Annotated in this window: 11 protein-coding genes; 5 read left to right on the top strand and 6 right to left on the bottom strand. The window is 70.8% G+C overall.

Features of this window, described 5'->3' with window-relative positions:
- Positions 1 to 15: 15 nt before the first annotated feature.
- Positions 16 to 1,452, top strand: a complete 1,437-nt coding sequence (locus G5T42_RS02020; protein ID WP_165124749.1) for an XRE family transcriptional regulator — start codon at positions 16 to 18, stop codon at positions 1,450 to 1,452.
- A gap of 212 nt (positions 1,453 to 1,664) precedes the next feature.
- On the opposite strand, the gene G5T42_RS02025 is transcribed toward G5T42_RS02020, so the two are convergent.
- The 3 genes from G5T42_RS02025 to G5T42_RS02035 form a co-directional block, all read right to left on the bottom strand.
- The gene (locus G5T42_RS02025; protein ID WP_165124752.1) at positions 1,665 to 2,741 is read right to left on the bottom strand and encodes a winged helix DNA-binding domain-containing protein; all 1,077 of its coding nucleotides are present in this window, start codon (positions 2,739 to 2,741) and stop codon (positions 1,665 to 1,667) included.
- A gap of 152 nt (positions 2,742 to 2,893) precedes the next feature.
- A complete protein-coding gene (locus G5T42_RS02030) occupies positions 2,894 to 4,366 on the bottom strand; it encodes an NAD-dependent succinate-semialdehyde dehydrogenase (protein WP_165124755.1) in 1,473 nt (490 codons plus the stop codon).
- Positions 4,367 to 4,502: 136 nt separating this feature from the next.
- On the bottom strand, positions 4,503 to 6,488 hold the full coding sequence (locus G5T42_RS02035) for an FAD-dependent monooxygenase (protein WP_165124758.1): 1,986 nt from the start codon (positions 6,486 to 6,488) through the stop codon (positions 4,503 to 4,505).
- Positions 6,489 to 6,621: 133 nt separating this feature from the next.
- Here G5T42_RS02035 and G5T42_RS02040 point away from each other — a divergent pair, with 133 nt between their 5' ends.
- Positions 6,622 to 7,338, top strand: a complete 717-nt coding sequence (locus tag G5T42_RS02040; protein ID WP_241245923.1) for an IclR family transcriptional regulator — start codon at positions 6,622 to 6,624, stop codon at positions 7,336 to 7,338.
- Positions 7,339 to 7,594: 256 nt separating this feature from the next.
- Here G5T42_RS02040 and G5T42_RS02045 read toward each other — a convergent pair whose 3' ends face one another.
- Entirely contained in the window at positions 7,595 to 7,909 is a 315-nt protein-coding gene (locus tag G5T42_RS02045; protein ID WP_165124761.1) for a hypothetical protein, read from the bottom strand.
- 149 nt (positions 7,910 to 8,058) lie between these two features.
- On the opposite strand from G5T42_RS02045, the gene G5T42_RS02050 reads away from it, so the two are divergent.
- Entirely contained in the window at positions 8,059 to 9,711 is a 1,653-nt protein-coding gene (locus G5T42_RS02050) for a thiamine pyrophosphate-binding protein (RefSeq protein ID WP_165124764.1), read from the top strand.
- A 76-nt stretch (positions 9,712 to 9,787) separates the two neighbouring features.
- Here G5T42_RS02050 and G5T42_RS02055 read toward each other — a convergent pair whose 3' ends face one another.
- Both G5T42_RS02055 and G5T42_RS02060 read right to left on the bottom strand, forming a co-directional pair.
- The gene (locus tag G5T42_RS02055) at positions 9,788 to 10,780 is read right to left on the bottom strand and encodes a class I mannose-6-phosphate isomerase (RefSeq protein ID WP_165124767.1); all 993 of its coding nucleotides are present in this window, start codon (positions 10,778 to 10,780) and stop codon (positions 9,788 to 9,790) included.
- A gap of 86 nt (positions 10,781 to 10,866) precedes the next feature.
- Positions 10,867 to 12,258: an MFS transporter gene (locus tag G5T42_RS02060; RefSeq protein WP_241245924.1), complete on the bottom strand. Its 1,392-nt coding sequence runs from the start codon at positions 12,256 to 12,258 to the stop codon at positions 10,867 to 10,869.
- 109 nt (positions 12,259 to 12,367) lie between these two features.
- Between G5T42_RS02060 and G5T42_RS02065 the strand changes: the two genes are divergently transcribed.
- Together G5T42_RS02065 and G5T42_RS02070 are read left to right on the top strand one after the other, a co-directional pair.
- On the top strand, positions 12,368 to 13,945 hold the full coding sequence (locus G5T42_RS02065; RefSeq protein ID WP_165124770.1) for a fumarylacetoacetate hydrolase family protein: 1,578 nt from the start codon (positions 12,368 to 12,370) through the stop codon (positions 13,943 to 13,945).
- A 38-nt stretch (positions 13,946 to 13,983) separates the two neighbouring features.
- Positions 13,984 to 14,685 (top strand): GntR family transcriptional regulator, encoded by a 702-nt coding sequence (locus G5T42_RS02070; RefSeq protein WP_165130043.1) that lies wholly within the window; start codon positions 13,984 to 13,986, stop codon positions 14,683 to 14,685.
- Positions 14,686 to 14,694 lie beyond the last annotated feature (9 nt).

The following is a 14,694-nucleotide window of genomic DNA, read 5'->3' on the forward strand; positions in this document are numbered from 1 at the left end:
CTCTATGCTCAAGGAATGCCTCCCACCTCTCTTGAGCTCACGACGTTGGGCCACCGCATCCGTCATCAGCGAATCTCACACGGTTTCACGCTCGATGAACTGGGCGAGAAGGTCGGCGTCGCGGGCAGCCAGCTGAGTCTCATCGAGAACGGCAAGCGGGAGCCGAAGCTGTCACTACTGCAGGCGATCGCCCAGGTGACAGGCGTCGAGGTGGGCGACCTGCTGTCGAACGAGCCGCCCAATCGACGCGCCGCGCTGGAGATCGAGCTGGAACGTGCGCAATCGAGCTCGGTCTTCCGGCAGCTCGGCATCGCGCCCGTCAAGGTGACGAAAGGCATGAGCGACGAGACCCTGGAGTCCATCCTCGGCCTGCACCGCGAGCTGCAGCGGCGCGAGCGGGAGGCGATCGCGACGCCCGAAGAGGCCCGCCGCGCGAACACCGACCTGCGCCTGCGCATGCGCGCACACGACAACTACCTCCCCGACATCGAGAAGCTCGCCGAGAAGCAGCTCAAATCCGCCGGCCACGTCTCGGGTGCCCTGACGCACCGGACCGTGAGCATCATGGCGGAGCAGCTGGGCTTCGAGCTCATCTACGTCAACGACCTGCCGCACTCGGCGCGGTCGGTCACGGATCTCGAGAACGGCCGCATCTACCTGCCGCCCGCCTCGATCCCGGGCGGCCACGGCCTCCGGTCGATGGCGCTGCAGGCGATGGCGCACCGCCTGCTCGGCCACAAGCCGCCGACCGACTACGGCGACTTCCTGCAGCAGCGCCTCGAGATCAACTACTTCGCGGCGTGCTGCCTCATGCCCGAGACGAACTCCGTCGCGTTCCTGCAGCAGGCGAAGAAGGACCGCAATCTCGCCGTCGAGGACTTCCGCGACGCCTTCGGTGTGACGCACGAGGCGGCCGGGATGCGCATGACGAATCTCCTCACCAAGCATCTCGGCATCCCGCTGCACTTCCTCCGGGTCGACGGCTCGGGGGCGATCTCACGCGTCTACGAGAACGACGATCTGCCCGTGCCGATGGATGTGACGGGCTCCGTCGAGGGTCAGATCGTGTGCCGACGGTTCCTCGCCCGGTCGGCCTTCGAGGAGCAGAACCGTACCACCGAGCACTACCAGTACACCGACACCCCGGCCGGCACGTTCTGGTGCTCGACGCAGACCGGTACGACGTCGGCAGGCGAGTTCTCGATCACCGTCGGGGTGCCGTTCGACGACGCGAAGTGGTTCCGCGGTCGCGAGACGCAGAAGCGCGCGACGTCGCGGTGTCCCGACGAGTCGTGCTGCCGGCGTCCCTCGTCAGACGTCGCCGAGCGCTGGGAGGGCAAGGCGTGGCCCAGTGCTCGCGTACACATGCAGATGTTCTCGCCGCTTCCCCGCGGCGCCTTCCCGGGCGTCGACGACAACGAGGTCTACGCCTTCCTGGAGCGCCACGCCTGACCCGCCCCGTCCTGGCCCCGCTCGCCTCGGCCCCTCTAGCCCTGGCCCCTCTCGCCCGAGCCCCTCTAGCCCTGCCTCTCTCGCCCGAGCCCACACATCCGCGCCCGAAACGCAGCATCCGCACGGTGTGGATGCGTGGTTGGGAGCACCGAAGTGTGGTCTCGGGGGCGTCAGCCGGTGATGAAGCGCTGTAGCGGTCGAGGTCGGGGGCGTCAGCCGGTGATGAAGCGCTTGTAGCGGTCGAGGGCCGCGCCGACCTCCTCGTCGGTCGCTGCCCCGGGTGTGAAGAGCTCCGGGACGGGGTCGTCGGCATGGCGGCCGACCGCGACGGAGTGCGTCCAGACGCCGACGATCTCGCCGCGCGCGACGAGGATCGGGCGCACGATCCCGTTCATGCTCGGACCGATCGCCGCGAGGAACTCCGGCGCGCAGGGCACAGTGCGGTCGGCGTACGAGAGGTAGTACTCCTCGAACGGCGGCAGGGCGATCACCTCGGGCGCCGGGCTCCGCCGCGGGCGGGCGCCGGCGGCGATGTACTGCGCCTCCGGCTCGTCGGCGACCTGGATGAGGCGATCGGATGCCGCGGCCGCCCCTTGCCGGGCATCGCGAAGCGGCAGCCCCGACCACCACGAGAAGTCGCGCGCGCCGGCGGGGCCGTGCGAGGCGATGAACCGCGCGAAGAACTCCGCGAGCGGGTCGGTCGGGCTCGCGGATTCGGCGATCCAGTCCTCGGTGAGGACGAGGTACTGCTCGCGGGACGGGCCCGAATCGCGCGGTACGACGGGCCCCTGGCACACGACGCCGCGCAGCGACATGGCCACCAGGAGGTGGTAGCCGCGCTGCTTCGCAGTGGAGTGCCCGGCGGCCTCCCAGAGGTCGGCGAGCTCCTTCCGGGTGAGCCGGTTGCCGCCCGAGAGCGCGGCGCGAGTCGCCGCCTCGACGCCGGTCAGCACGTCTTCGTCGATCCCCTCGACACGACGGACCGGTGCGGCGGACCGGCCCTGACGCTCCCCCGTGAGCGAGAGCACCCACGCGAGGTCGCGAGGAGGGATGGCGTGGATGGTGCCGCGCATCGTCCACGACCGCACGACCTCGCCGCGGTCGAAGGCGGCGTCGACGTCGCTCAGCCGCGGCTCGCCGCGGGTCCGCGAGGCGAGCGCCCAGCGCCCGCCCCAGAACTCCTGCGCCTGCGTCGCGAGCATGTGCTCGGCCGCCGCGGCCACCGTCGCGGCGGGGGCGCTCAGCCGATGCGACCGGAGTCTCTCTGCACGCGGGCTCGCAGCATCCATCCCCTCATCCTGCCGGGGAGGCGGACACTTGGTGTCCGGGTTTGGCGCGCGAAACCACCCGTCCGCGGCTGAAACGCCCATCCGGTGCGGGCCGGATGCGGCGTCTCAAGCGCGAACGGGTGGTTTCGGCGGCAGCGACCGGCGACGGAAGGTCAGGCGAAGGGGTTCGGGGTCAGCGTGTACTTCGTCTGGAGGTACTCGTGGATGCCCTCGGCGCCGCCCTCGCGGCCGAGGCCGGAGGACTTCCAGCCGCCGAACGGCGCCGCGGCGTTCGAGACGACCCCGACGTTGAGCCCCATCATCCCGGTCTCGAGCCGCTCGATCATGCGCTGGCCGCGTGCGAGGTTCTCGGTGAAGACGTACGAGACCAGGCCGTACTCCGTGTCGTTCGCGATGCGCACGGCGTCGTCCTCGGTGTCGAACGGGATGATCGCGAGCACCGGCCCGAAGATCTCCTCCTGGAGGATCTCGCTCCCCGGCCGCACGTCGGTCACGACGGTCGGCTCGTAGAAGGTGCCGGGACCGTCGACGGCCTTGCCGCCGGTGGTCACGACCGCGCCCCGGGACACGGCATCCTGAACCAGGGTCGACGCCTTCTCGACGGCGCGGTCGTCGATGAGCGGTCCGATGGCGACGCCGTCCTCGGTGCCCCGACCGATCTTGAACGCCTGCACCTTCTCGGTCACCCGCCGGGCGAACTCGTCGGCGACGGAGCGGTGCACGATGAAGCGGTTCGCCGCCGTGCACGCCTGGCCGATGTTGCGGAACTTCGCGAGCATCGCGCCGTCGACCGCCTTGTCGAGGTCGGCGTCGTCCATGACGACGAAGGGCGCGTTGCCCCCGAGCTCCATCGAGGTGCGAAGGATGCCGCCCGCGGCCTGCTCGAGCAGCCGCACGCCGACGGGGGTCGAGCCAGTGAAGGAGAGCTTGCGCAGACGCGGGTCGCGGATGATCGGCTCGGACACCGCGCCCGACGTGGAGGTCGTGAAGACGTTCACGACGCCCTTCGGCAGCCCGGCGTCTTCGAGCAGCTTCGCGAAGTAGAGGGTGGTGAGCGGCGTGAGCTCGGCCGGCTTGATGACGACCGTGCACCCGGCGGCGAGCGCCGGCGCGATCTTGCGCGTCGCCATCGCGAGGGGGAAGTTCCACGGCGTGATCAGGAAGCACGGCCCGACGGCGTGCTGCGACACGATCATGCGGCCCGTGCCCTCGGGGTTCGCCCCGTAGCGGCCCTGGATGCGCGCGGCCTCCTCGCTGAACCAGCGCAGGAACTCGCCGCCGTAGGCGACCTCGCCGCGCGCCTCGGCGAGGGGCTTTCCCATCTCGATCGTCATGAGGAGCGCGAACTCCTCCTTGCGCTCCTGCAGCAGGTCGAACGCGCGCCGCAGCAGCTCACCTCGCTCGCGCGCCGGCGTCTGCGACCACGAGGGGAACGCGTCGACGGCCGCGTCGAGCGCGGACATGCCATCGCCGGGCGAGGCGTTCGCGATCTCCTTGACGACGTCACCCGTCGCCGGGTCATAGACCTTCAGCGTCTTTCCGCCGTCGGCGGCGAGCCACTCGCCACCGATGAAGAGGCCGTCCGGCACCTTGGCCAGCAGTTCGGTCTCGCGGTTCTCGCTCATGGGACTCCCTCGTCGGTTCGGGATGCCGCGGCATCCCTCTGCTCAGTGTGGTTCGTGGTCATTCTGCCCGCGCCCGGCGTGCGATCCGATAGACGCCGTGTACAGGCGCTCGGCTCGGATCACCCCGACGGACAAGTCAGGACGCGACGGCTGCAGTCTCGCGCTGGTCGACGAGTGCGCCCGAGAAGAACGCGGCGAGCTCATCCGTCGCCGAGAGCGGAAGCACCCCCGCGACGTACTGGTCGGGCCGCACGACGACGACCACGCCGTCGCGCGAGAGCTCCCGCTCGTTGAAGATGTCGGCCGTGCGCCACGCGTCGGCGCCGGCCGCGTAGATCTTCTCCCAGTCCGTGAGGCCCAGCGGGCCGGAGGCCGGCAGGAACACCCCGGGGACCCGGTTGATGTCGACGTCTTCGAAACGCTGCTGGTAGACGACCTTCACGTCGAAGACGGAGTCCACATCCGCGCCGGCCGGGGTGTGCCGGGCGATGGGCGACTCGGACGACGCGAGCCACTCGGCCCACTCCGCGAGCCGCGACGGCTCCCCCGCCGCCGGCGCGTCGGCGAACGCGTAGATGCGCCAGCGGCCATCCGCCTTGGCGTGGTGGCCGAGGTGGATGACGTTGCCGTCGCACACCCGAGTGACCTCTACCGACTTGAACCGCTTGCCCAGTGGAAACCCGGCCGCGAGCGCCTGGTGCGAGGCATCCGTCACGATCTGCGACGGACCGTACTGCGTCATGAAGCCCGATGGGAACTCCGCGGTGCCGAGATAGAAGGTCGCGAGCTCCTGCGGATCGCTGATCTCTTCGGGCTTGCGCGCCATGAGCGACGACCACTCCTTGTCGAAGTCGATCAGCTGCTGCGCGACGGGCTGGCGCTCTGCGGAGTAGGTCTCGAGGAGGGATGCCGGGGCGAGGCCCGTCAGCACGTGACCGAGCTTCCAGCCGAGGTTGAAGCCGTCCTGCATCGACACGTTCATCCCTTGGCCCGCCTTCGCGCTGTGGGTGTGGCAGGCGTCGCCGGTGAGGAAGACGCGCGGGGGGCGGTCCTCTCCGAGGTCGACGTCGTCGAACTTGTCGGTCACGCGGTGGCCGACCTCGTAGACGCTGTGCCATGCGACCTGCTTCACGTCGATCGAGTACGGATGCAGGATCTCGTTCGCCCTGCGGATGATCTCGTCGATCGGAGTCTGGCGCACGCGGTGGTCGTCGTCCTGCGCGACGGCTCCGAGGTCGATGTACATGCGGGAGAGGTAGCCGCCCTCGCGCGGGATGTGCAGGATGTTGCCCGCTTCGGCATTGATCGCGCACTTGGTGCGCCAGTCCGGGAAGTCGGTGTTGACGAGCACGTCCATCACGCCCCACGCGTGGGCCGAGATGCCGCCGATGTGCTTGCGGCCGATCGCCTCGCGCACGCCGCTGCGGGCGCCGTCGCAGCCGACGACGTACTTCGCACGGATGGTGCGCACCTCCCCGGCCCGGTCGCCCGCCCGGGTCCCTGGGCCGGCCCCGGTCCCTGAGCCGGCCCCGGTCCCTGAGCCGGCCCCGGTCCCTGAGCCTGTCGAAGGGCGCACCCGCACCTCAACCGGGTACTCGCCCTCGTCGTGCACCGTGAGCCCGACGAACTCGATGCCGTAGTCCGGCACGATGCGGCCCGGACCATGGGCCGCCGCCTCGGCGAAGTAGTCGAGCACGCGCGCCTGGTTGACGATGAGGTGCGGGAACTCACTGATCTTGAAGGCGTAGTCCTCCGTGCGGGTCGTGCGGATGATGTTGCCCGGGTTCTCGGGGTCGGGCCCCCAGAAGTTCATGTAGGCGATGTTGTACGCCTCGGCGACGATGCGCTCGGCGAAGCCGAAGGCCTGGAACGTCTCGACGCTGCGCGGCTGGATGCCGTCCGCCTGGCCCAGAACCAGCCGGCCGTCGCGTCGCTCGATGATGCGCGTCGTGACGTCGGGGAACTGCGAGAGCTGCGCGGCGAGGAGCATGCCCGCAGGGCCGGAGCCGACGATCAGCACGTCCATCTCCTCGGGGAGCTCGGCCGGACGGTCGATGCCCGCGCCCGCGGCATCCTGAACGCGCGGCTCTCCCGAGACGTACCCGTGGTGGTGGAACTGCATCTTCGTCGATCCCTTCCTCGGACATCGATGTCGAGGTCTTGCCGGTTCGCCCACTGTGTTCTATATTCGAACACACCGTTCTACTATTGAACAGATCGTATACGACTTGCCGAGTCGCGACAAGAGGGTGTGGATGCCGATGGTCATCGCCGAGACGAAGAGCCCCGCGTCGCAGACGCTCAGCCGGGGCATCCGGATCCTCGAGATCCTCGCCGATGCGCGCGGGCCCCTCACGATCGACGAGCTGTCCCGGCGGCTCGACGTGCACCGGTCCATCGCCTACCGCCTGCTGCGGACCCTCGAGGATCACGGCCTCGTCGTGCGCGACGGCAACGGCCGGGTCGCGCTGGGCTCCCGCATGGCGGCCCTCGCCGCCGGCGTGGCGCACGACCTGCAGGCCGAGGCGCTCCCCGAGCTCACCGCGGCCGCGAACGAACTCGGGATGACGTGCTTCCTGTCGATCCTCGACCGGGACGAGTGCATCACCCTGGCGAGCGTCGAACCCCGGCACGGCGTCGCCTCGGTCGCGCAGCGGCCGGGGACGCGGCATCCCGTCACCGTCGGAGCGCCGGGCAAGGCGATCCTGTCGATGCTGCCCGAGGGTCGCTGGCCCGCGGGGCTCGACGACGCCCACCGCGCCGACGTCGCTGCGGCTCGCGAGCGCGGCTGGGCGACGAGCCACGACGAGGTGATCGCGGGATTGCGCTCTATCGCGGTGCCCCTGCTTCTGCCCAAGGGCGAGCTCGCGGCGATCGCCGTCGTCTATCTGTCCGACCCGCACCCCGACGCCGAGATCGCGGGCCGCCTCACCCGCGTCGCCGCGGCGATCACGGCGGCCATCGGCGGCTGACTCGGCGCCCCGGGCCCCTCGGCCGGGCATCGATGGGTTTGGGGCGTGATCCGGCCGCGGCGCGCCGCAGGTCCCGGCGTGTCGCCGGCCGAATCCGCCCCGAACCCGGGAGGGGCCGGTGGTAACGGACGCGCGGCCCGGGCGTGCGCTCGACGCCGCTCCAGACAGGCCGGAACGGTTTGGGGCGTGGTCCGGCCGCGGCGCGCCGAACACCCCGGCGTGTCGCCGGTGGAATCCGCCCCGAACCCGGGAACGGTCAGCCGGCAGCCGGGGTCAGGACGTCCTCGACCAGGTGGATGTCGTACTCCGCGATCCGCTGGGGAACGCCGTCGAACGCCTGGGCGCGCTCGGGCGAGGCCAGGTACCCCTTCTCGAGCTCGAGGAACGCCTCCCGGTCGCCCTCGGCGCTCACCGCCCAGATGAACTGGTTCTGCTCGCGCAGCCCGTAGGCGAAGTCGATCGTGAACCCGGCGCGGGCGCGCACGCGCGGCATCCACTCCTCCCACCAGGCGAGGAAGGCGTCGTATTCGCCTTCGACGAGCAGGTACCGGCGAAACTGGATCGTCCTCACGCGTCGATCCTGCCACGCGGCCCGGATGCCTATACTCGTCATGTCCGGCGGGGACGAACCCGCCGGTGCTCGAAAAAAGGGCACGCAGCGCACACGCGCGAGACACATACGGCCTGATCATCCGTCCCTGTCTCTTCTGGAGCACCGCCATGCCCACCGTCTCCGCGCACGTCGCCGTCACCCTCGCCCGCCACATCGACCACGTCTTCGGTGTGATGGGCAACGGCAACGCCTGGTTCCTCGACGCCCTCGAGCGGCAGACCGCTGCGACCTACACGGCGGTGCGGCACGAGGCGGGCGCCGTCGTCGCCGCCGATGCCTACCACCGCGCCTCCGGACGCCTCGCCGCCGCGACCGCGACCTATGGCGCCGGCTTCACCAACACGCTCACGGCCCTCGCCGAAGCGGTTCAGGCGCACGTCCCGCTCGTGCTCGTGGTAGGCGACGAGCCGACGTCGGGTCCGCGTCCGTGGGACGTCGACCAGATCGCGCTCGCATCGGCCGTCGGCGCGCGCACCTACACGGTGGGACGGACGGATGCCGCGGCCACGACCGTCATCGCGATCGAGCACGCGCTCACCTATCGTGTGCCGACGGTGCTCGCGATCCCGTATGACGTCGCAACACGCGAGGCGGGCCCCGTCCCCGAGGCGCCGATGCCGGCTCTGCCGACGCCGCTCGCCCCGACCGGCCCGTTCGCGGCTGCAGCGGTGGGCGAGCTGGCCGCGGTCCTCGCCTCCGCCGAGCGCCCCTTCCTCCTCGCGGGCCGCGGGGCGTGGGTGTCCGGCGCGGGCGAGGCGTTCGGCGAACTGGCCGACGCGACCGGAGCCGTCACCGCCTCCACGGCCCTCGGCCGGGGCGTGTTCCCCCGCGCCGAGTTCGATCTCGGCGTCACGGGCGGCTTCGGCGCCGAGGGCGCCATGGAGCTCGTGCGCGAAGCCGACGTGGCGGTCGTGTTCGGGGCATCCCTCAATCAGTTCACGATGCGCTTCGGCGAGCTCTTCTCGCCGGGAACCCGCGTGGTGCAGGTCGACATCGCGCCCGCGGCGACCCACCCGCACGTCGGCGGATACCTCCGCGGAGACGCCGGCGTCGTCGCGCAGTCCCTCGTCGGCGCCCTGCGGGACCTCGGTGCGACGCCGTCGGGGTGGCGGGAGTCGGTCGACTTCGACGGCTTGCGCGCCTACGAGCCCGGCGACGAGCTGGCCGGCGACGGCCGTCTCGACCCCCGGTCGGTGGCTGCGCGCATCGGCGAGCTCCTCCCAGAGGACCGGGTCGTCGTCTCGGACGGCGGCCACTTCATCGGCTGGGCGAACATGTACTGGCCGGTCGCCTCGCCCGACCGAATGATCATGGTCGGCACCGCCTACCAGTCGATCGGCCTGGGCTTCCCCTCGGTGCCGGGCGCGGCTCTCGCGAAGCCGTCGGCGACCGTCGTGCTCACGACCGGGGACGGCGGAGGGCTCATGGCCCTCGCCGACCTCGAGTCGGCGGTGCGCGTGGCGGGCGGCCGCGGTCTCTGCGTCGTCTGGAACGACCGGGCGTACGGGGCGGAGGTCAACCTCTACGGACTCAAGGGCGTCGCCGAAGAGCCGATGCTCATCCCCGAGGTCGACTTCGCGGGACTCGCGCGGGCGGTCGGGGCCGAGGGGGTCGTCGTGCGCTCGCTCTCCGATCTCGATCGGCTCGCCGAGTGGACGGCGACGGATGCCTCGGCCCGCCCCTTCCTCCTCCTCGACTGCCGCGTCTCGACGTCGGTCATCGCGCCGTACCAGCGCGAGATCATCCGCGTGAACTCCTGACGAGCGCTCGGCGACTGGGCGAGCATCGACCCTCGCGCTCCGCGAAGCGCCGCGGGAAGGCGCTGCCGACGCGTGCTCAGGCCGGCGCAGGAGGTCGGCAGACCAGGCCGCTGAGGGTGCCCGTCAGGAGCTGATCGCCGGCCGCATGCGGCACGACCACGGTCGCGCCGGCGCGCAACGGCAGCTCGCCGGCCGCCGACCGCAGCGTCCCCGCGCCGTCGGTGACGACCAGGACCGCGAACCCGGCGGAGATCCGGGGCCTCTGCACGGCGGACGCCCGCTCGATCCGGAAGAACGGATCAGCGGCGGGCACCAGCGCTTGCTCCGTCGCCGACCGGGGTTCGATCAGGGCGTCGATCTCGGCATCCGTCCTCCCACGGCGATCGATCGCGTCCAGAGCCGCCTCGAAGCCGATTCCGAGATGACCGTCGGCACGGCCGTCGATGGCGAATCCGCGCCACTCGAGGAGGATCGACAGGTCCTCCGGCTGCTGCACCTCGACGAGGAGGACGCCGTCGTCGATGGCGTGCGGGAGGCCGGCCGGCACGAGGACCGTGTCGCCCGCCTCCACCCGGCGGGTATGGAGCAGATCCAGCAGGCGCCGGGTGTCCTGCTCATCGACGAGCCGCTCCAGCTCCTCGCGCGACACATCGCGGACGAAGCCGAGGTGCACCGTGCCGGGTTCGAGGATGAACCAGGCCTCCGTCTTGCCGTGCCCGTGACCGATGCGGCCGGCGAAGGCGTCGTCGGGATGCGCGTGCACCGGCAGCCGCTGACCCGCATCCAACAGCTTCACGAGGAGGCGCGTATCGGTGCCGAACGCCGCGACGTGCGCGGCGCCGAGCCACCCGACCGGATCGGCTTCGACGAGGTCGCGCAGCACGTCGCCTTCGACGGTGGTCAGGCCCGTGCGGGTCTCGCCGAAGAGGGCGGTGGTGGAGGCCACCCAGTCCTCTGGCGTGTGGGGCTCTGCCGCCGGAAGGCCGCGGAAGCGCGCGATGCGCTCTCCGCCGCGGTAGAACCGGGCGGAGGGCTGGTTCGCGGGGAGCGCGATCGGCCGGAGGTGCATGAAGGCATTGTTCACCCGCCGGGTGCTCCGCGCCCCTACCGGAAAGGGCGGCCCCGGCATCCGGGACCGCCCTTCCATCGCGGAGGTCAGGCCTTCGAGAGCCCGTAGATCGGGCTCTGCGCCTGCTCGGCCTCGTGATCGGGACCGAGCGGGATGCCGGAGCGGTCGCGCAGCAGCAGCGTCGCCAGAAGGCCGATCACGGTCATGCCGGCGAGGTACCACGTGACCGAGAGGGTCGTGCCGGTCGCCTGCACGAGCGCCGTCGCGATCGTCGGGGCGAACGCACCGCCGAGGATCGCGCCGATCGCGTAGGAGATCGAGACGCCCGAGAAGCGGATCGACGCCGGGAACAGCTCGGAGTAGAGCGCCGCCTGCGGGCCGTACGTGAAGCCGAGGCCGATCGTGAGGATCGCGAGACCCAGGAACAGCAGCCCGACGTTGCCCGTGTTGACGAGGGGGAACAGGGCGAAGACGCCGATGAGCTGCAGGATCCAGCCGATGATGTAGGTCGTGCGGCGGCCGAGGCGATCCGAGACGACGCCCGCCGCGAATGTCGACAGCAGCCAGGTGACCGCCGAGGCGGCGACGGCCCAGAGCACGGGGGTGCGGTCGAGGCCCAGCGGACCTTCGGGGTTCGTCGAGTAGTTCTGGATGTAGCCTCCGGTCGTCATGTAGCCGACGGCGTTGTTGCCGGCGAAGACGAGCGCGGCGATCAGCACAAGGAGCGCGTGCTTGCGGAAGAGCTGCACGATCGGCGTACGGGCCTTCTCCTTGCGCTCGGCGAGCTCGACGAACACCGGGCTCTCTTCGACGCGACGGCGCACGTACCAGCCCACGAGGATCAGCACGACGCTGAGGAGGAAGGGAACGCGCCAGCCCCATGCGAGGAAGGCGTCGCCGGGGGCGATCATCGCCATGAGCGCCATGATTCCCGAGGCGAGGAGCAGTCCGAGCGGAACGCCGATCTGCGGGGATGCGCCGTAGGCGCCGCGGCGCTTCTTGGGGGCGTGCTCGACCGCCATGAGCACCGCGCCGCCCCACTCGCCACCGGCCGAGAGTCCCTGGAGGATGCGCAGCAGCACGAGGAGGATCGGCGCGGCGACGCCGATCGCCTCGTAGGTCGGCAGCAGGCCGATGAGGGCGGTCGACAGACCCATGAGCACGAGCGTCCACATCAGGACGACCTTGCGGCCGTACTTGTCACCGAAGTGCCCGGCGAGGAAAGCACCCAGGGGACGGAAGAGGAAGCTGATGCCCACGGTCGCGAACCCGATGAGCACGCTGTTCGCGCCGAGCGGCGCGAAGAACAGCTGCCCGAACACCAGGCCTACGGCGGTGGCGTAGATGAAGAAGTCGTACCACTCGACGGTGGTTCCCACGACGGTGGCGAAGACCACGCGTCGGCGATCGGCGGGCGTCGCGATCGTGCCCGTCGGTGTGAAGCCCGGCGTTGCGGACCTCCGGTCTTGCATGCTCATTTCGATGACTCCCTCGTCAGTTCGGCGTCTTCGCCCGGGATGAATCGGTGTTGCCCGTTCGGGACCGATGATATACGATTTCGAATACGACGCAAGAGCGAGGGAGCTCATGGACAATCAGACGGATGCCGCGGACCCGCGTTTCTCGGGGCTCCCGGGCCGCCCCGGCAAGATCATCGCCGTACATCTGAGCTACGCCTCCCGCGCCGATCAGCGCGGCCGGCGCCCCGCCGACCCGTCGTACTTCTTCAAGCCCGCCAGCTCGGTCGCGGCATCCGGCGGCACGATCGAGCGCCCCGCGGGCACCGAGCTGCTCGCCTTCGAGGGCGAGATGGCGCTCATCATCGGCACGGCGGCCCGATGGGTCTCGCTCGCGGACGCCTGGCAGCACGTCGGCTGGGTCACGGCGGCGAACGACTTCGGGCTTTACGACCTTCGAGCCAACGACAAGGGCTCCAACGTGCGCTCGAAGGGCGGGGACGGGTTCACGCCGATCGGCCCGTCCCTCATCGACGCGCGGGCCATCGACCCCGGACTGCTCCGGCTGCGCACCTGGGTGAACGGCGACCTCGTTCAGCACGACGACGCAGCCGGGCTCATCTTCCCGCTCGCGCAGTTCGTCGCCGACCTCTCCCAGCACTTCACGCTCGAACCGGGCGACGTCATCCTCACCGGCACCCCGGCGGGCTCGTCCGTCGTCGAGCCGGGCGACGTCGTCGAGGTCGAGGTCGACGTGCCCGACGGCCCGAGCTCGGGCCGGCTCGTCACGACCGTCGTGCAGGGACGGCACGACGCGTTCGATGCCTCGGTCGGATCGCTCCCCTCCGTCGACGACACGCAGCGCGCCGAGGCGTGGGGCTCGCGCGAGGCCGCCGGCCTCTCCCCCGCCCCGGTCGCTGACCCCGCCCCGGTCCCCGAGCTTGTCGAAGGGTCGACATTCGGACCGACGAGCGCCACCGAGGACGACCCCTCGACGAGCTCGGGAACCGCTTTGGACCCCGCCCTCCGGGCGAAGCTCGAGCGCACGCCCGTCGCGGGCCTGTCGCAGCAGCTGCGCAAGCGCGGCTTGAACAACGTCACGATCGACGGAGTCCGCCCGCTCACGCCCGGGGTGAAGATCGTCGGCACCGCCAAGACCCTCCGCTTCGTCCCGAACCGTGAGGACCTCTTCGCATCGCACGGCGGCGGCTACAACGCCCAGAAGCGCGCATTCGACGCCGTCGGCGACGGCGAGGTCATCGTCATCGAGGCCCGCGGTGAGGCCGGCTCGGGCACCCTCGGAGACATCCTCGCGATCCGCGCCCACGCGCGCGGCGCCGCCGGTATCGTGACCGACGGAGGTGTCCGGGATGCCGAGGCCGTGGCATCCGTCGGCATCCCGGTCTTCTCGAACGGCGCGCACCCCGCCGTCCTCGGCCGCAAGCACGTCCCCTGGGACCACGACGTCACGATCGCCTGCGGCGGCACGACGGTGCAGCCGGGCGACATCATCGTCGGCGACGCCGACGGGGTGATCGTCGTCCCGCCCGCGCTGGCCGAAGAGGTCGTCGACGCCGCGCTTGCACAGGAGGACGAGGATGCCTGGATCGCCGAGCAGGTGGCGGCGGGGCATCCGGTCGACGGGCTCTTCCCCATGAACGCCGAGTGGCGCGCCCGCTACGAGGCGGAGAGGGGCGAGGCGAAGTGACGACCCTTCGACAAGCTCAGGGACCGGGACCGGCTCAGGTGCCGGGAGGGGCTCAGGGACCGGGACCGGCTCAGGGACCGGAGTCGCTCAGCAAGTCCCAGGTGGCGTACGCGTGGATCAAGGAGCGCATCGCGCGGCACGAGTACACCCCCGGCTACCGGCTCGTGCTCGGCACGATCGCCGGCGAGCTGGACATGAGCGTCGTCCCAGTGCGCGAGGCGGTGCGTCAGCTCGAAGCCGAGGGCCTCGTGACGTTCGAGCGCAACGTCGGCGCTCGCGTGACCCTCGTCGACGAGTCGGAGTACGTCCACACCATGCAGACGCTGGGCCTCGTCGAAGGCTGCGCGACGGCGCTGTCGGCGCCGCTCCTGAGCCCGGAAGACCTGGAGCGGGCCGCCGGGATCAACGACCGGATGCAGGAGCTGCTCGACCACTTCGACCCGCATGCCTTCACGCAGCTCAATCAGCAGTTCCACTCGGTGCTCTACGAACCGTGCCCGAACCCGCTCCTGCTCGACCTGGTTCACCGCGGATGGTCGCGCCTCTCGGGCCTCCGCGACACGACCTTCGCATTCGTGCCGGGACGCGCGCAGCACTCCGTCGAGGAGCACGCCGAGATCCTCGAGCTCATCCGCTCCGGCGCCGAGCCCATCGAGGTCGAACTCGCCGCCCGCAACCACCGCTGGCGCACGATGACCGCGTTCCTCGAGGCGCGGCATCCCGACAGCGCAGCGAACTGACGAAGACTT

The sequence above is a fragment of the Microbacterium sp. 4R-513 genome, from assembly GCF_011046485.1.
Lineage (GTDB): Bacteria > Actinomycetota > Actinomycetes > Actinomycetales > Microbacteriaceae > Microbacterium.

Coding starts and splice junctions, on each gene's coding strand:
- G5T42_RS02020 (WP_165124749.1), top strand. CDS start 16: ATGCCTCCCACCTCTCTTGAGCTCACGACGTTGGGCCACCGCATCCGT.
- G5T42_RS02060 (WP_241245924.1), bottom strand. CDS start 12,258: ATGAGCATGCAAGACCGGAGGTCCGCAACGCCGGGCTTCACACCGACG.
- G5T42_RS02040 (WP_241245923.1), top strand. CDS start 6,622: ATGCCGATGGTCATCGCCGAGACGAAGAGCCCCGCGTCGCAGACGCTC.
- G5T42_RS02050 (WP_165124764.1), top strand. CDS start 8,059: ATGCCCACCGTCTCCGCGCACGTCGCCGTCACCCTCGCCCGCCACATC.
- G5T42_RS02025 (WP_165124752.1), bottom strand. CDS start 2,741: ATGGATGCTGCGAGCCCGCGTGCAGAGAGACTCCGGTCGCATCGGCTG.
- G5T42_RS02030 (WP_165124755.1), bottom strand. CDS start 4,366: ATGAGCGAGAACCGCGAGACCGAACTGCTGGCCAAGGTGCCGGACGGC.
- G5T42_RS02065 (WP_165124770.1), top strand. CDS start 12,368: ATGGACAATCAGACGGATGCCGCGGACCCGCGTTTCTCGGGGCTCCCG.
- G5T42_RS02035 (WP_165124758.1), bottom strand. CDS start 6,488: ATGCAGTTCCACCACCACGGGTACGTCTCGGGAGAGCCGCGCGTTCAG.
- G5T42_RS02055 (WP_165124767.1), bottom strand. CDS start 10,780: ATGCACCTCCGGCCGATCGCGCTCCCCGCGAACCAGCCCTCCGCCCGG.